Origin of the sequence: Candidatus Phytoplasma sp. AldY-WA1 (assembly GCF_020312115.2) — a bacterium.
Classification (GTDB): domain Bacteria; phylum Bacillota_I; class Bacilli_A; order Acholeplasmatales; family Acholeplasmataceae; genus Phytoplasma; species Phytoplasma vitis.
Genome location: NZ_JAHRHX020000017.1, coordinates 1 through 18827, shown reverse-complemented (window position 1 = coordinate 18827; position 18827 = coordinate 1). Strand labels below are relative to the sequence as shown.

Below are 18827 nucleotides of genomic sequence, written 5' to 3'. Positions count from 1 at the left end.
CTTTCGATGTCATTAATATCAATATGAATAAAATATTCAGATTTTTCTTGAATTGAAGAAGAAATTCCTGCCCCTTCATTACCTAATATTAAAATTTTTTTATTTTTTTGTTTAAAAAAAGACTTATCATCTAAATTTATATTTTTTTTATTTACAGAAGTGCTAAAAATAGTATAATCATCATTTTTGGCTAATTCTAAAAATTTTAATATATTTCCTCTTTCTAAAAATAAATGAAATATTGCGCCTTGACTAGATCTTATAGTTTTTTCATTATAAAAATCTACTGTTTTTTCACTACTAAAAATATGTTTAAAACCGAATGCGCAAGCGCTTCTTAATAAAGTTCCTACGTTTCCTGGGTCTTGAATATCATCCATAACTAATATTTGATTACTTTTTAAAGGTTTATTATTTATTTTACAAAGAGCACAAACAGAATAAAGAATTTTATTATTATTTAATTCTTTCATTAATTTTTCTGAAATTAAAATCCCTTGTCGATTTGAATCAATTGTGTAAATTTCTACAACAGCTTTTTTAACCAAAGCTTCTTGAACTAAATGTTCGCCAAAAACTAAAAATTCCTTGAAAAAATCACGATATTTTTTCAAAGAAAGTTTTTTTAATTTTTTAAATTTAATATTTTCTTTAGATGAAATCATTATTTTCTCTCTTAACTTTAAAAAATAATTTTTTTAAATTTAAATTTTTTTGCTCGTTCTAAAAGCGATAATAGATATAGTTATTATAAAAATCAAGATAGAGAAAAAATATTTAATAACAACATTTTTGGTATTACTAGAATTTTTTTTATTATTAATATTTTTTTTATTATTTTTCTTTATTGATCTCGATAAATTCATTATAAAAGATAATAAAATAGCTGAACCATCTATAATAAATAATATTATTGATAAAGGCCATTTATAAAGATGAGCAACATACATAAAAATAACTTCAGTTCCAGCTGTACTATAATGATTTTTGAAAATAGCACCACAAGTTATACCCAAAGTTAAACTAGTTATTATAGAAGATACAAATAATCTCAAATATATATTTTTTTGAATAAATTCAGGAAATTTTCTAAGAATAAGATTTTGCTTAATATTATAATGATTAAATAGTTTTAGTATAAAAGAAAATAAAACACTAAATATTACAGATGAAATTAAAATCTTTGTAGCATTCGGCATTTCTTTCAATGCATTAAAAACAGCGAATAATAAAATTAAACTTCTTATAATAATAATCTTATTATTTTGGCTAAAAAAATATTTTTGTTTTTGATTTTTTTTATCAAAAAAAAATATTTGATCTAAAAAAATTAGATTACTTTCTAATCCCCCTATAATAAATTTTTCAGGTAAAACAAAAAAATAAATTACTGAGATTAATAATAACATTCCGATAAGAATTTCTATTTGTTGTAAAAACCAAATATTATTTAAATTTAATAAATCTGATGTTAAAAAACCTAAAATCCACATAATAAATGATAAAATTATAAATAAAAAAAATACCAATTGAGTTTTTTTATTATGTTTAGTCTTATCTTTTTTCATATTATTATTCCTCAACTTTCTTTTATTTATAAATTCTATATGACAAAAAAATATTTAATATAGATTTCGAATTACACATTATAATAATAAAAAGAACATTTTATATTAATTTTTTAAGATGTATGATAATAAATTTTTTATAATATTAAAATTGTTTCGTTTCAAATTTATTAACAATTTTTCTAAAAAAATAACAGTTTTTTTATAATAAAATTCTTTTTAAACAACTTATCTTTTTAAAATATTAAAAATATTTAAAAAAATTAATTATTTAAAAAAAATTTTAATTTTATGATAGAATTAAACGAATATACAATCAAAAAAAATAAATTAAATTTATAGTATTTACAGTTAATATTATACCAAAAAAGTTCATTGAAACATGAATAACAACACCCATAAAATCTAATTTCAAAATTATATTAAATAATTTTTATATTATTTAATATAATTTATTTAAATTTTGTTAAAATATACAATATATATAATAATTTATTATTATTAATAAAATTTAATTTTTATTTTATTATTTGTTAAATTAAAAATCAAATAATCTGAATAAATGAATTAATTATGAAAATTAGTAAATATAAAGTCTAAATTTTTATTATTAATAAAATTAAATTTTATTTTAATTTGAAATTATTGAATATAATAAACAATTTCCTTTTCTTATTTAATATAAATAAGAACAAAAGGCCATAAGGAGTATTTTAAAAAATGAGAAAATATGAAATAATGTATATTTTGAGTCCTGTTTTGAATGAAAAACAAATTGATACTGTTAATAAAAATATTAATAGTATTTTTGAAAAAGAAGGTCAAATTTTGGAATATCAAAAAGCAGAATTAAAAGAATTAGACTATCCTATTAAAAAATTTCATCAAGGTTTTTATAATAGTTTATTAGTACAAGCTAATAATGATATGGTTAAAGAATTTAACCGATTTATGAATATCAATACAGAAGAAATTATTCGTTATATTATATTAAAAGTAGAAAACAAATAATGATAAATAAAGTGATTTTAGTGGGAAGAATTACTAAAGATCCTGAATTACGTTTCATTAATGGTGATGTTCCTTTAGTGAGATTTGTTTTAGCAGTAAATAGAAATTTTAATAATAAATCAGGCGAAAGAGAAGCTGATTTTATTAGTTGCACAGTTTGGAATAAACAAGCAGAAAATTTAGCTAAATATATTACCAAAGGTTCTATGTTAGGTGTTGAAGGTAGTATAAGAATTAATGTTTCTGAAAATAATAATCAAAAACAATATTTTACAGAAGTAAGGTGTGATTCAATTCAATTTTTAGAACCTAAAAAAAATAATTCTAATTTTCAAAAAGAAGATAATTATAATCAAAAAAATAATGAAAACCAAGACACTAGATTATCTGATGATGATGAGGATTTACCTTTTTAAATTTAAATTATAAAACATATGTATTAAAAAAATATATATAAAGAAGGGATATAAATAAGGAAATGCAAAGAATCAAAAAATATTTTAAAAAACGTCGTAAAGTTTGTTTTTTTACTGAAAATAAATTTACTAAAATTGATTTTAAAGATATTGAATTATTAAGTAAATTTATGACTAATAGAGGAAAAATTTTACCAAGTATAATTACAGGAACTTCAGTTAAATGGCAAAAACGTTTAGCTAAAGCTATAAAAATATCTCGTCATATGGCTATCAAAAAACAAAATGAAAAAAACATTTAACTAAAATTATCAATTAACTAAAATTATCAAAATAGTTTAAATATAGCTATAAAAAAACAAGCTTTTATATTTTTTTAATATCAATAGCTTGTTTTCTTTTTTATTTAATAACAAATATAAAAAACAATATAAAAAAATTAAAATTTTTCAAAATAATATTTGATTCGTTTTTTTTAAAAATTAAATCATAAAATCTAAAAATCAATATAAGAAACGAGTTTTTATAACAATTATGTATAAAAAAATTCGAGAAATATTTTTTAAATATAAAAAAAATATATTAATAATTTTTTTAATTCTTTTTTTTATATGTACTATCATATATGATAGTGAAAATATTAAATCAATTTTAGAAAAACCAAATGATACTTTTAAAGAAATAAAATCAACTTTTGTACTCTTATTTATAAGCGTTGTAGGTAAAATAATAATTCTTTTTGTTGTTATTTGTATTTATTTCAATGTTCATCATTTAATTGAAATTAAAAGATTAAAAAATCGTTTAAATTTATGGGCTAATTTATCTTATTATGTTAATCAAGTAGGAGAAGAAGTTTTTAATGAATTACCTATCGGGATTATTTTAATAGATAATATTTTTCATAAAATTCAATGGATTAATAATTATGCTAGTAATATTTTAAAAAATCCTGTTTTAAATACTTTTTTAAAAGATGTTAATTCTTCTATGGCAGATTTATTAAATTCTTCTCATAATAAGATTGTTTTACATATAGGAGAAGAAGATTTTGATTGCATATATAAAAAAGAATTTAATGTATTTTATCTTTTCAATGTTACTGAAAGAGAAAAAATTCAAAAACTTTATAATCAAAAAACTCCTACTCTTATTTTTTTATCTTTTGATAATTTAGATAATTCTTTTAAAAAATTAGATCTTTCAGAACAATCTCAAATTAAAGTAGAATATTTAAGTTCTTTATCAGATTTTTTTGAAATTTATGAAAGTTATTTAAAACAATTAACAGACGATAAATTTTTAATTTTATTAAATTATCATCAATTAGAAAAAATAATCGCTGATAAATTTTCTATTTTAAAAACAATTCGTAATATATCTAATAAATATAAATTAAAAATTACTTTGTCTATGGGTGTTGCTTGTTATAATTTACCTTATAATCATCTTTCTAATTATGCTCAGAATGCTTTAGAATTAGCTCAAAAAAGAGGAGGAGATCAAGTAGTTGTTAATATAGAGAATCAAAAACTTCAATATTTTGGCGCGACTACTACATCTTTAGGAACTGATTCTAAAATATCAGCTCGTATTAATTCTGAAATAATCGAAGATTTTATTTTAAAACATAAAAGTTGTTTTATTATGGGGCATATGCATCCTGATTTAGATTCTTTAGGTTCAATGATAATTTTTTATAAAATTGCTTTAGCTATTAATAAAAATTATGAACATTATTTAATTATCGATGAACCCAAAACAGATTCTAATTTTAAATTTATTTATCAAGATTTACATAAAGAAGAAAAAAGTTTAACCAATATAATTATCACAACAGAACAAGCGATGAAAATGATAGATGAGAATTCTCTTTTGGTTATTGTAGATACTCAAAACCTTGATATTGTTAACAGTCCTGAATTATTAAATTTAACTTCCAATGTAATTATTTTTGATCATCATAGAGCAACCGAAGACATCATTAATAATAAATTTTCATATGTTAATTCTACAGCTTCTTCTACTGTAGAAATTTTGATAGAACTTATTAATTTTTTCAAATATAATATTAACATTACCCCTTTTGAAGCTAGTTTAATGTATGGTGGAATGGTAATAGATACTAATTATTTTACTTCCCGTACTAATTCAAGAACTTTAGAAGCGGCTGCGCAATTAATTTATTTAGGAGCCGATAGTTCTAAAGTTAAATTTTGGTTAAGAGAAGAATTAAATCAAATTTTAGAAATGAATGAATTAATTTCTAAAATGGAAATTTATATGGATAGATTTGCAATTGTAAAAAATAACAAAATTTGTAACGATCGTTCTTTTTTAGCTAAAATATCTGAAAATGTTTTAAATATTCAAAAAATTGACGCTGCTTTTACAATTTCCAAATTAAAAGATAATAAAATAGGAATAAGTGCTCGTTCTTATGGTGAAATAAATGTTCATATAATTATGGAACAAATAGGAGGCGGTGGGCATATTAATAGTGCCGCCACGCAAATCGAAAGTGATAATATAGATGAAATTATTCTTCAATTAAAAAATATATTATTTTTAGAATATAAAGAAAGTTTAAAAAATATGAAAATTATTTTATTAGAAGATATTAAAAATAAAGGCAAAAAAAATGATATTATTCAGATAAATTCTGGTTATGGTAATTTTTTAATTAAAGAACAAAAAGCAATTTTAGCTGATGATAAAAATATCAAAAAAATAAAACAAGAAAAAATTTTGGAAGAAGAACAAAATAAAAAATATAAATTATTAATGCAACAAGTAAAAAAAGATATTGATGATAAAAAAATTGATATAATAGTTAAAATAGGTCCTCAAGGAAAAATGTATGGTAAAATAACTTTAAATCAAATTATAGAAGAATTTAATAAAAAATATAGTATATTAATTAACAAAAAACAAATTTTTTTAGAAAGTGAAATTAATTCACTTGGTAAATATAAAGCTAATGTTTTTTTAACTCCAGACATTGTAGCTTCTTTTATTATAAATATTCAGGATATAGAAAAAAAATAATTACTTTTTATTAAAAGAAAAAAATATGAATGATCAAAATATAAAGTTACCTTTTTATCTAGATGCAGAGCAATCTATTTTAGGAATTATTTTGTTAGATCCTAAAAAAATTTTAACTACAATGGACAAATTAGACACAGAAGATTTTTTCAACATTGAACATCAATATATTTTTGAAGCTATGAAAACTTTATCTAAAGAAAACAAAGATATCGATTATTTATCTGTTTTTAGTATTCTTAAAAATCAAAAACAAACTTTGGCAGGGGGACAAAAATATTTATTACAATTAACTGATAGTATTCCTTCTATTTATCATTTAGATAGTTATATCGATTTTGTTCGTGATGCCGCTTTAAAAAGAGAAATAATTACTACTGCTTCGGCCATTTATAATGAAGGTATTAGTAATCATGATATTGATTTTTCTAATTATTTAAATATTACTGAAGAAAAATTTTTTCAAATTTCCAAAAAGAAAAAAACTAACAATCTTCTTCAAATTAAAACATTATTAAAAGAAATTGAACATAGAACTATTTATAACAAAAGAGAAAATAAACTTATTGGTTTAAGTACTGGTTATAGTAATTTAGACGATGTTACTTTAGGTTTGAAACCAGAAGAACTTATTATTTTAGCTGCCAGACCTTCGATGGGAAAAAGTACTTTTATGTCTAATTTAGCTCTTAATATAGCTAAAAAAAATAATAAAGCTTCGATTGCTATCTTTAGTTTAGAAATGTCTAATGAACAATTAGGAACAAGAATATTAAGTTCTGAAAGTCAAATTTTTCATAAAAAAATTCAATTAGGAATATTAAATGAACAAGAAGTTGGTTTATTAAAAGCAAGTTCTGAAAAATTACAAAATTTAAATATTTATTTCGATGATTCTTCAAGTGCTAATGTTTTAGATATTAGAGCTCAATGTCGTAAATTAAAAAATCAAAACAAATTAGATTTTGTTATTATTGATTATTTACAATTAATCGGAAAAGTTAATAAAAACAACTTTAAATCTTTTTATAATCGTCAAGAAGAAATTGCTGATATTTCTAAAAGTTTAAAACAAATGGCTCGTGAATTGAAAATTCCTGTTTTGGCTTTATCACAATTATCGCGTGAAGTTGAGAAAAGAGAAGACAAAAGACCTATTTTATCTGATTTAAGAGATTCTGGAAGTATTGAACAAGATGCTGATATCGTTATGTTTTTATATCGTCCTAATTATTATAATAAAGATGTAAAAAACGAATTATCAAATTTAGGTTATACAGAATTAATTATCGCTAAAAATAGACAAGGGGCGACAGGAACTAAAAAATTTAATTTTAATTTAAATTGTCTTTCTTTTTTTGAAATAGAATAAAATTCATAAATATTGATTCATTTTCGTTTAACACAGGAGTATAATAAAATGCTAGCAAAACTTAAAATAATAAAAGAAAAATATTTGCTGTTACAAAAAAAAATGTTGAAATCTGTAAATAATATAGAAATTTTAAAAGAAATAAATGAATTAAATAAAATTGTTTCTATTTATGATGAATATCTTATTTTAGAAAAAGAAAAAAATGAAATTACAAAATTAATTTCTAAAAATAATATAAAAAAAGAAGAAAATGAATTTATTGTTTTATTTAAAGAAGAACAAAAAAATTTAGAAATTAAAATAATAGAAAAATTAAATCAATTAAAAAAAATATTATTATTTAAAAAAAAAGATAATAACAAAAGTGCTATTATCGAAATTAAAGCAGCAGCTGGAGGAAATGAATCAAATCTGTTTGTGGCTGATTTATTCCGTGCTTATGTTAAATATGCTGAAAGTAAAAAATGGAGAATAGATGTCCTTAATTTAGTAAATAGTGCTAAAAATGGTATTTCTTCTGTTGAAATGATTATTTACGGAGATAATGTTTATTCTTTTTTTAAAAATGAATCAGGAATACATAGAGTTCAAAGAGTTCCTGAAACAGAAAAACGTGGAAGAATTCATACATCTACGATTAAAATTTTAGTATCTCTCAATGAAGAAGAAAAAAAAATAGATTTAAATTGGAATGATATTAGAGTAGATACATTTAATTCAAGTGGTCCAGGCGGACAATCAGTAAATACAACTAAATCAGCTGTTCGTTTGACTTATTTACCTACTGGTGATAGTGTGGCCTGTCAAATATTTAAAAGTCAATATCAAAATAAAGACAAAGCCTTTCAACTATTAAAAAATAAAATTTATAATAAGTTAATATCGCAGCAACAACAACAACAAAATAATATTAAAAAAAATTTAATTGGTAAGGGCGATCGTAGTGCTAAAATAAGAACTTATAATTATGCTCAAAATAGAATTACTGATCATCGTATAAATTTGACTTTACAAAAATTAGATTTTTTTATGGAAGGAAAAATAGATTTAGTTATTGAACCTTTAAATAACGAATTAGAAAAAAAAATTATCGAAGAAAAAATATAAATATGTTAAAATCTAAAATAATTATTTTTCCTACAGATACTGTTTATGGATTAGGTTGCTCCATATATGATCAGGAAAGTTTAAAAAAAATTTATAATATTAAAAAAAGAGATAACAATAAACCAATAAGTGTCTTGTTTTCTTCTTTAGAACAAATAAAAGAAATAGCGATAATAGATAATAAAGTTGAAAAATTAGCTATTTCTTTTTGGCCTGGACCATTAACTATTATTGTCCCAACAACACAAAAATATTATGATAAAACAAAAGAAAAAAGAATAGGAATTAGAATACCAAATCATTCTCTAGCTTTACAAATTTTAAATAAAAAAGGACCTTTAAAAGTGACTTCTGTTAATAAAAGTGGAGAACCACCTTTAAATAATTATTTAGAGATTAAAAAACAATATCAAAATAAAGTTGATTATATTTATCCTAATAACAAAATATTATCAAATATAAGTTCTACTGTTATAGATACCACTTCTCCTAAATGGTTTTTGGTAAGAGAAGGTTCTATTTCTTTATTAATGATAAATAAAATTATAGATTAAATATTTTGTTTTATCAAAAGATATTTTAAAGCGCTTTCAGGATCCATAAATCCTTGTTTAACTTTGTAATACATTCTAAACAGAATTAAAAATAAATTTTCTATTTTATCCATAGGTAATAATTTAATTTCTTTAATTAAATTAAAAATTTTTGGTAAAGAATATTGTAAAAGAGTTGATATTTCATCCTCTTTTTTTTTTTCATTTATCAAATGTTGAATTAAAATCATTTCTTGTAATTTTTGTAAAATTTGATAAATAATAAACATAGAATTATATTTTTGATTTATCAAATTGTTTAATAAATCAGAATTATCTTTCGTTTTTGAATTATTTATAATTGAATTGATAAATAAAAATATACTATTGTCTTTAGAAGCAACTAATTGTTTAATTATTTCTATATTTTCAATATTTTTATTTGAACATGATAAATAATATAATTTAATTTTTTGTATTTCTTCTTTTAATAATAATAAATTATTTTGAGTGTTTTTAATTAAAAAAGAAATAATTTGAGAATTTACAACAAATCCATCTTCTTCAAAAAGTTTTTGAGTATGATTAATCAAATTTTGATATGATAATTTATTTTGTTTTTCAATAACAAAATAATTATTTATTTTTTCTTGTATATCTGGTGGAAAATTATTATCTTTTTCTTCAACTAAATAAAGAATAATATTTTGTATTGGTTCTTTAAAGAAATTTAATAAAAAATTTAAATTTATATTTTTTTGCGAAAATAAAAAAGAAATATTTTCGATAAAAAGTACTTTTTTATTATAAAGAAAACAACTAGTATACAATTCTTTAGCAATATTTTTAGCCATTTCGGTATAATTATCTTTTTGAATGGAATAAAATAAAAAATTATAATTTTTTTCATAGCATAAACTCTTTAAATTATTTTTAGTTTTCTCTAAAAAAAATTTTTGTTCATAAATAAATAAATTTAAAGAATCAATTTGCACAAGAAACCTCTTAATAATAAATTTTTTTAATATTAATATTTATTTAAAAATTATCCATAGCTCTAGGATGATATTTAAAATATGTTTTTTTTAAATATTTTTGACTAATATGAGTATAAATTTGAGTAGTCGAAATATCTTCATGTCCTAAAATATTTTGTAAAGTTCTTAAATCTATTCCATTTTCTAATAAATGAGTAGCAAAAGAATGTCTTAATGTATGAGGGGAACATTCGTTTCTTAAATTAGCCTTTTTAGCTATTTTTTTAAAAATTTTATAACATCCTTGCCTTGATAAACGTTCTCCTTTTTGATTTAAAAAAACAAATAAACTTGTTTTATTTTTTAAAAAAGAAGAACGTCCTTTTTGTAAATATTTTTTTAATTTTTTAGAAGAATATTTCGTAATAGGAACTATTCTTTCTTTGTTTCCTTTTCCTATAATAATAATATAAGATTCTTCTAAATATAAATTAGACAAAGTTAAATTTAAAATTTCTGATATCCTTAAACCCGAACCATACATTAATTCAAAAATAGCTTGATTTCTTAAAGAAATCAAGCTATTTTTATCAGAAATACATTTTAAAAACCAAAAAACTTCTTTTAAAGATAAAACTAAAGGTAATTTTTTTTCTATTTTAGGAATTTTTAAAATAAGAGTTACATTATATTTTATTTTTTTTTCTAAAAATAAAAAATAATGAAATTTTTTAATAACAATAATTTTTCGAGCTAAACTTTTACTGCTTATATTATAAAAATTAACAATATTTTCTAAAAAAAGAGAAATATTTTTTTGAGTTATTTGATTAGGATCTTTAATATTTAAATTTATTATCATGAAATTTAAATATTGATTTATATCATTGACGTAAGCTTCAATAGTGTTCGCAGACAATAATAATTCATGTTTGATATATAATTTAAATTCTAACAACAAATTTTTCATTATTATAATTATAAACTTTCTTTAATATCGAAAATTGTATTATTTTCTAATAAATTTTAAATTTATTTTATTCAATGTAATATATATAACAAGTGAGTTTATAGCTAATTTAATAAAGGTTAATAATAAAGAACCTACATGCAGTTTTCCTTCCCAAATAGATAAAAAAATAATAGAAACAACAGCTATAAAAAAGTTCAATACATTAATTGATGTGGATATAGTTTTATTTTTATAAATAAATAAATATTTAGCAATAATATCTATTCCACCCGTGGAACTACCAATATTGATACACATACCAAGGGCAAATGATGAAAAAATAGATACAATTGTAACCCTTAATAAAGATTTCCATATGCCACAATCTTTTGGTATCCAACCAAAACAATAACTCCAAGAATTGAACATTCCTTTAGAATCATTTATTAAATAAGTTAATATAGATAAAAAAACAAAAAAACCAATAATATTAATTAAAGAATTTAAACTAAATTTCAAATCTAATTTAGGGAAAGAAATAAAAACAAATAAAAATAAATTTACAACAGCATAAAAACAAGCCGCGAACAATCCATTAAAAGATTCGCTTTGAATTTGAAAAACATTTTTTAAAATTTTGGCAATAGCATCTCCTATTCCATGAATACCTGTAGTATACAACTTAATATCATAATCACCGCTCATCAAAATAACATCAATAAAAGTATATAAAAACATTAAGCATAACGAAATAAGAACTATTGTGATATTATATTTTGTTAAAAATTTATCATCATGATTTATATTCATTTTTGGAATATTTTGATTTTTTTTCAACATAATTTTATATTTTCCATATTCTAATTATTTTATTATTTAAAAAAATTTAAACAACGATTACATAATTGTTCTAAATTTTTATTTTCTATAACATTCCAACATCTAGGACAAGTATTTCCTAATGCTGGTATAATTTTAATTTCGAAAAATTCGGATTTTATTATTTCTAATTGTGATACGATTAATAATTGATGCAATTTATCTTTAATTTCTAAAACATTCAGCATTTCAATATACTTGAATGGTAATTTTAAAATTAATTTAGCTTGTAAAGATTTATTAATAATTTTATTTATTCTTGATTCTTCTAATTGTTTTAAAATTTGTTCTCTAAAAGTAAAAAATAATTTATAATGAGTTTGTTTTTGTTCTATATTTATCTTTTGGGAATAAAGAGATATCCATTCTTTTAATTCTTTTTTTTGAGGAATCGATTCTAAATAAATATCTTCTTTTTGAACAAAAGATAAATTTTGATATATTTCCGAAGTAGTATGTGGAATAATAGGAGTTAAAATTTTTAAAAAAGACATTAAAAGATCGTATATAGTAGATTGAATTACATTTCTTTCCCAATTATTTTCTTTTTCGATATATAAAATATCTTTACTAAAATCTAGATAAAAAGCACTCATTTTATTTGAAATAAACGGATATAATAAACTTAAAATTTGATCAAAATTATAATTTTCGTAATATTCTATTATTTTAAGAAAAATATCTTGAAATTCTAACATAAATAATTGATGAAATAAAGGTCTTTTTTCGAAAGAAATATAACATTCTTTAGAAGGATCGAAGTTATTTAAATTGCCTAACATAAAACGAAAAGTGTTTCTGATTTTTTTATATTTTTCTTCTATTTGTTTTAAGATAGCATCATCTAATCTAACATCTACATTATAACTAATATTAGCTACCCATAATCTTAAAATATCGGCTCCTTTTTGTTTTATAATTTGTAAAGGATCAACTACATTATTTAATGATTTACTCATTTTTTGCCCTTTTCCATCTAAAACAAAACCATGTGTAATAATTGTTTTATAAGGTGCTTTTTGGAAAGCAGCTACAGAAGTAATTAAAGAAGAATTAAACCAACCACGATATTGATCTGCGCCTTCTAAATAAACATCAGCAGTTATGAAATCATTATTTTGTTTTTGAAAAGTACTATAAGAAGTTCCTGAATCAAACCAAACATCTATAATGTCTGTTTCTTTACGGAAAATATTATTAGGGCTTTTTTCGTTTTTATAATTAGGAGGTAATAATTTTGAAGCTTCCCATTCAAACCAAATTTCTTTACCATTTTTTCTTATTAAATCAGAAACATGTTTAATTAAAAATTCATCTAAAATAGGTTGTTCATCTTCTGTATAAAAAATAGGAATTGGAACACCCCAATTTCTTTGACGACTTATCACCCAATCATTTCTATCTTTAATCATGTTATGTATTTTAATTTGGCCCCATTGAGGAATCCATTTAATTTTTTGAATTTCAGATAATAATTGTTCTTTAATTTTTTCAACATTTAAAAACCACTGAGGAATAGCTAAAAACACAACTGGTTTTTTTGTTCTTTCGTCATGAGGATAAGAATGATTTAATATTGTCGAATTAATTAAAAGATTATTTTTTTTTAAATCTGAAACAATAATATTATTAGCTTTTTCATAAAACAGACCTTTATATTTTCCTGAAATTTCAGTCATTAAACCTTTTTTATCAATACTTAATAAAATATCTAATTTATATTTTTCACTTAATAAAAAATCATCATGACCATGTCCTGGAGCTATATGAACTAAACCTGTACCTTCTGTATCCGAAACAAAAGTATCTAAAATAATTTTATTTTGTTTATTGAAAAGTTTATTTTCATATACAAAATGATTTAAAAAACCACCTTTAAAAGTTTTTATTATTTCTATTTGTTGCCAATCAAATTTTTCTTTTAAATTATTTAAAACCGAAGCACCTATAATATATTTATCATTATTAATTTTTATTAAGTGATAATCTTTATTAGGATGTACACAAATAGCTACATTGGCTGGTAAAGTCCAAGGAGTTGTTGTCCAAACTAATAATTTAGCATCTTGAAAAATATCTTCTTTTATATTTAATTTTACAAGTGGAAAAAGAACAAAAATAGAAAGTGTTTGATGATTTTTGTATTCTATTTCTGATTCGGCCAAAACAGATTGTAAAAAAGGAGACCAATAAATAGGTTTTAATTTTTTAAAAATTAATTTTTTAGCAATCATTTTACCAAAAATATTTATTTGGTCAGCTATAAAAGAATTATTTAAAGTTAAATAAGGTTTTTCCCATTGACCTAAAATACCTAATCTTTGGAAACTTTTTTTCTGTTTGTTTACAAAATCTAGAGCTATGTCTTGACATTTATTTAAAAAATCTTTTTTAGAAGATAACTTATCTTTAGAATATTTTTTTAATATAACTGTTTCAATAGGAAGACCGTGACAATCCCATCCTGGAACATAAGGAGCATAAAAACCTTGCATTGTTTTAAAACGTACAATAAAATCTTTTAAAATTTTATTTAAAGCGTGTCCGATATGAATATCCCCATTAGCATAAGGAGGGCCATCATGAAGAAAAAAAGAAAGATTATTTTTATTTTTTTCTAAAACTTTATCATATAATTTAATATTTTTCCATTTATTTTGTATATCAATTTCTTTTTGACTTAAATTACCTTTCATAGGAAAATTTGTTATAGGCATTAACAAAGTTTCTTTATAATCTTTATTTATCATAATACTCTCCTTTAATTTAAAATTGTATAAAAATTTATAGATATTTTATTATTTTTTTATTTAGAAACATTAAAATAAAAAGTAATAATATCTCCATCTTGAACTAAATAATTTTTACCTTCTAATCTTAATTTACCGTTTTCTTTAACTTTGATAAAATTAGGAGCGTTAACTAAATCTAGATAATTACAAACTTCCGCTTTAATAAAACCTCTTTGAAAATCACTATGAATTATACCACCACATTCTGGAGCAGTCATCCCTTTGACAAAAGGCCATGCTTTTGTTTCTTTTTTTCCTGAAGTAAAGTAAGTGTTTAAACCTAAAAGTTTATAACTTTTTTGAATAATTTCTTGTAAAGCACTATTTTTTAAATTATACATAGATAAAAAATTTTTTTGTTCTTCTTTATTTAAAAGAGATAATTCTTTTTCTAACAAAATACAAACAGGTATAAATTCTCTTCCTTTTGTTCGACTATGTGTATACATTTGTTTATAAAAAAAATTATTTGTTAAATCTGATAAATCTTTTTCTTGAAAATTACCAATATAAATCATAGGTTTTGAAGATAATAAATTAAAATTTTTAATTATTTTTAATTCTTCTTTATTCCAACTAATTTGAGAAATATTAATATCTTTTTCTAAATAGGATTTTAATTTATTTAATATTTCTTCTTCCTCTAAAACTTCTTTATTTAAAGAAGATTTTTTTTGTTTATTAATTTTAGATAAACGTTTTGTGATTTGTTCTAAATCAGAAAGAATTAATTCTGTTTCGATAATAGAACTGTCTTCAATAGGATCTACTTTATCATTAACATGAATAATATTTGGATCTTCAAAACATTTAACTACATGACAAATAGCATCCACATCTCTAATATGTGTTAAAAACTGATTTCCTAAACCTTCTCCTTTAGAGGCGTTTTTAACTAAACCTGCAATATCTATAAATTGAATTTGAGTTGTTATAATTTTTTGAGATTGTGAAAAATTAGCTAAAAAATCAAGACGTTCATCTTGAACAGCTACAACACCGACATTAGGTTGAATAGTAGCAAAAGGATAATTAGCTTCTAAAACTTTCATATTTGTTATAGCGTTAAATAAAGTTGATTTCCCTACATTGGGTAAACCTACTATTCCAACTTTCATAATTTTAATTATTAACCTTTTTAATTTCTAAATATATTTTTTATTTTGTTAATTTGTTTATTATTTTTTTAAAAAATAATAAACATAAATAATTTATTTTTTACGATATTTTAATATTTTTTTGAACTAGTTTCTAAAATAATTTATATTATTTAAAATATGTAATATATATACATATTTTACTTTAAAAAATATTTTTTTAATTATATTTATAATATTTTTTTAAATTTAATTTAATATCCATCTTTATAAAAAATATTTTTAATAAATTTATATTTGTAAAATTTATTAAAAATATTTAAAATTAATCAAATTTTTTAAAATTTGTTAAATTTAATTTAATTTATGCATTATAATATATTTAATTTACTATTATAATGATTCAGATAAATATTTTAAATATTATTTCTTAAAAATTATTCAAATTATTTTTTTATTTTATTTTTAGTTTCATTTATTATTAATTTATATTTTAAATATATTAAAAATAAATATAAAAAAGGCTAAAAATGAATATGGTAGTTAAAAATAAATATTTTTTATTAGGTTTTTTTAATTTTGGTTCTTCATCATTATTTTGTTTTTTAATATATTATTTAAATAAAATAAACTTTATTAGATAAAAAATTCATTTTATTTAAAAAATATAATAAGAGTTGTAATTATAATAAATTTTAATTTTCATAATGAAATTTATAAATATGAATATGAACGATTTGCTATAAATCAATTATTTACTAAAAAAATTTATTATTTTTATAATAAAAATTTATAATAAAAAAACTTTTAATTCATCGATAGTGTTATTAAAGAAATTAAAAATTGCATTCATCTATATAGTAATGAAGACATAAAAATATTAATAATAAAATATTGAATTCAAAATGTTGAATCAAGATATTATTATCGAAGAATAATTAATTCGGAAAAAATTTTAAAAACAAATATTTTGTATTAAAAATAATTAATCGGTTGTTAAAAAAAGATAATAAAGAGGAATTGCTTTTTCGAAAAAAAAGATAAAATAAATAAAATAATAAATTTATAAATACAAATTTTAATTTATTATATAAAAACAATAATAATTAAAAAAATATAATTTAAATTATTATTTATAAAAAATAATTATAATTAATAAAATAGACATAAATTATATTATTTTTTCATTTTTCATTTGATTATAAAAATTTTTTTCTTTAAAATATTTAAAATAATAAAAATTTTATTTAATATATTATTTCAAAATACATTTTAATGAAAGGTTTAAAATATAACACAAATGCAAAAAATTGAAAATAAAATAAATTTAAAACGTTTATTCTTTTTATTTATTCCAATTATTTTATTAATTTCTAATAACTCATTAATTTTTGCAGATAAAAAATTATCCGATATTTTAACACATAGAGAATTAGGAACAATAAAAACAACAGGTCAACAACCTACTAAAGATGAAGTTATAGCTCAAGTAAAAAACTTGAATAATAGTTTGAAAGAATCAAATTTTTTAAAAATAGATAATGATCCAAAAGAAAATAAAGCTATAGTTAAATATAATAATAATGATTACACAGGAGAAGTAGAAGTTACTTTTACTGTTGAAAAAAAAGATAAAAAATTATCCGATATTTTAACACATAGAGAATTAGGAACAATAAAAACAACAGGTCAACAACCTACTAAAGATGAAGTTATAGCTCAAGTAAAAAACTTGAATAATAGTTTGAAAGAATCAAATTTTTTAAAAATAGATAATGATCCAAAAGAAAATAAAGCTATAGTTAAATATAATAATAATGATTACACAGGAGAAGTAGAAGTTACTTTTACTGTTGAAAAAAAAGATAAAAAATTATCCGATATTTTAACACATAGAGAATTAGGCACAATAAAAACAACAGGTCAACAACCTACTAAAGATGAAGTTATAGCTCAAGTAAAAAAATTGAATAATAGTTTGAAAGAATCAAATTTTTTAAAAATAGATAATAATCCAAAAGAAAATAAAGCTATAGTTAAATATAATAATAATGATTACACAGGAGAAGTAGAAGTTACTTTTACTGTTGAAAAAAAAGATAAAAAATTATCCGATATTTTAACACATAGAGAATTAGGCACAATAAAAACAACAGGTCAACAACCTACTAAAGATGAAGTTATAGCTCAAGTAAAAAACTTGAATAATAGTTTGAAAGAATCAAATTTTTTACAAATAGATAATGATCCAAAAGAAAATAAAGCTATAGTTAAATATAATAATAATGATTACACAGGAGAAGTAGAAGTTACTTTTACTGTTGAAAAAAAAGAAAATATAAATGATAACATAAATAAAACTTCCGAAACCGTTACAGAATCAAATAAAGAAAATACGTCTTTTTTAAAAAATAAATGGTTATGGATGATAATAATACTTATTATAATTGCATCTATTGGTTTTGTGTTTGGCAATAACAAAAAATTTCTAGATAAAAATTTTTAAATAAAAAAAGACTTTTTAAGGTCTTTTTTATTTTTTTTAAAAAATATTATAAAAAAAAGAAGAACCAAATCATTTTTTTATTTTCTTATTTAAAAAATAAATTTTTTATGAACTGGTTTATAATTATTTTTTCCAATAATAAACTATAAACATTTATTTAAAAAAATTTATATTATTGCAATATAAAAATTTTAATATATGAATAACATTACGTGACAACACTAAAAAAATAAAGGAAGAAATAATAACAGAAGAACAAAAGAAACTGGAATTTGGATTATCGAAAGAAGTGGATGAATTAGCAAAAACTATAATCGGATTAGACGACGAAATGTAAGAATATAAAACAAAAACACACGTTTCTCAAATAGAAATTGATGACATAGATGAAGAAATTTTAAAAAAACGAATTATGCGATATAAACTAATAAAACAAAAAGACATATTAAACAATCAAGGTTTAGATATTATTGCGAATAATGACAAACTTATTTAAGAAACTAAAACTGAATATAATAAAGTGTTAAACAAAAATTTATTTGGTTCTAAATTAAAAACTTAAAAAA

The 18827-nt window shown here is 20.2% G+C and carries 15 protein-coding genes; 8 read left to right on the top strand and 7 right to left on the bottom strand.

What is annotated here, in order from left to right; genetic code table 11:
* Positions 1-665: TrmH family RNA methyltransferase (locus tag KTO59_RS02285; RefSeq protein ID WP_284928416.1), on the bottom strand; the 665-nt coding region annotated here is incomplete at its 3' end.
* Between the two features lie 39 nt (positions 666-704).
* A complete protein-coding gene (locus KTO59_RS02280; protein ID WP_284928415.1) occupies positions 705-1568 on the bottom strand; it encodes a YitT family protein in 864 nt (287 codons plus the stop codon).
* A 720-nt stretch (positions 1569-2288) separates the two neighbouring features.
* Here KTO59_RS02280 and rpsF point away from each other — a divergent pair.
* From rpsF to KTO59_RS02245, 7 genes are all read left to right on the top strand, one after another.
* Entirely contained in the window at positions 2289-2579 is a 291-nt protein-coding gene (rpsF, locus tag KTO59_RS02275; RefSeq protein WP_225696232.1) for a 30S ribosomal protein S6, read from the top strand.
* The gene (locus KTO59_RS02270; RefSeq protein WP_284928413.1) at positions 2579-2995 is read left to right on the top strand and encodes a single-stranded DNA-binding protein; all 417 of its coding nucleotides are present in this window, start codon (positions 2579-2581) and stop codon (positions 2993-2995) included. Before rpsF ends, KTO59_RS02270 begins: the two co-directional genes overlap by 1 nt.
* Positions 2996-3057: 62 nt before the next feature.
* Positions 3058-3297, top strand: coding sequence for a 30S ribosomal protein S18 (gene rpsR, locus KTO59_RS02265; RefSeq protein ID WP_225696230.1), 240 nt, complete (start codon positions 3058-3060; stop codon positions 3295-3297).
* 232 nt (positions 3298-3529) lie between these two features.
* The gene (gene rplI, locus KTO59_RS02260; RefSeq protein WP_225696229.1) at positions 3530-6043 is read left to right on the top strand and encodes a 50S ribosomal protein L9; all 2514 of its coding nucleotides are present in this window, start codon (positions 3530-3532) and stop codon (positions 6041-6043) included.
* A 25-nt stretch (positions 6044-6068) separates the two neighbouring features.
* Complete coding sequence (gene dnaB, locus KTO59_RS02255) at positions 6069-7415, top strand: replicative DNA helicase (protein ID WP_284928411.1); 1347 nt, start codon at positions 6069-6071, stop codon at positions 7413-7415.
* A gap of 48 nt (positions 7416-7463) precedes the next feature.
* The gene (locus tag KTO59_RS02250; protein ID WP_225696227.1) at positions 7464-8525 is read left to right on the top strand and encodes a PCRF domain-containing protein; all 1062 of its coding nucleotides are present in this window, start codon (positions 7464-7466) and stop codon (positions 8523-8525) included.
* 2 nt (positions 8526-8527) lie between these two features.
* On the top strand, positions 8528-9079 hold the full coding sequence (locus tag KTO59_RS02245) for an L-threonylcarbamoyladenylate synthase (protein ID WP_284928410.1): 552 nt from the start codon (positions 8528-8530) through the stop codon (positions 9077-9079).
* On the opposite strand, the gene holA is transcribed toward KTO59_RS02245, so the two are convergent.
* From holA to ychF, 5 genes are read right to left on the bottom strand one after another with little or no spacing between them, the layout of a single operon-like run.
* Positions 9076-10053: a DNA polymerase III subunit delta gene (gene holA / locus KTO59_RS02240; RefSeq protein ID WP_284928409.1), complete on the bottom strand. Its 978-nt coding sequence runs from the start codon at positions 10051-10053 to the stop codon at positions 9076-9078. The two genes, KTO59_RS02245 and holA, sit on opposite strands and share 4 nt — an antisense overlap.
* A gap of 43 nt (positions 10054-10096) precedes the next feature.
* On the bottom strand, positions 10097-11005 hold the full coding sequence (locus KTO59_RS02235; protein ID WP_284928408.1) for a tyrosine recombinase: 909 nt from the start codon (positions 11003-11005) through the stop codon (positions 10097-10099).
* Between the two features lie 39 nt (positions 11006-11044).
* Positions 11045-11827 (bottom strand): YitT family protein, encoded by a 783-nt coding sequence (locus tag KTO59_RS02230; protein WP_284928407.1) that lies wholly within the window; start codon positions 11825-11827, stop codon positions 11045-11047.
* A gap of 32 nt (positions 11828-11859) precedes the next feature.
* Entirely contained in the window at positions 11860-14616 is a 2757-nt protein-coding gene (ileS, locus tag KTO59_RS02225) for an isoleucine--tRNA ligase (protein ID WP_284928406.1), read from the bottom strand.
* A gap of 56 nt (positions 14617-14672) precedes the next feature.
* A complete protein-coding gene (gene ychF, locus KTO59_RS02220) occupies positions 14673-15776 on the bottom strand; it encodes a redox-regulated ATPase YchF (RefSeq protein WP_225696221.1) in 1104 nt (367 codons plus the stop codon).
* Positions 15777-17055: 1279 nt separating this feature from the next.
* On the opposite strand from ychF, the gene KTO59_RS02215 reads away from it, so the two are divergent.
* The gene (locus tag KTO59_RS02215) at positions 17056-18261 is read left to right on the top strand and encodes a hypothetical protein (protein ID WP_284928405.1); all 1206 of its coding nucleotides are present in this window, start codon (positions 17056-17058) and stop codon (positions 18259-18261) included.
* Positions 18262-18827: the final 566 nt, after the last annotated feature.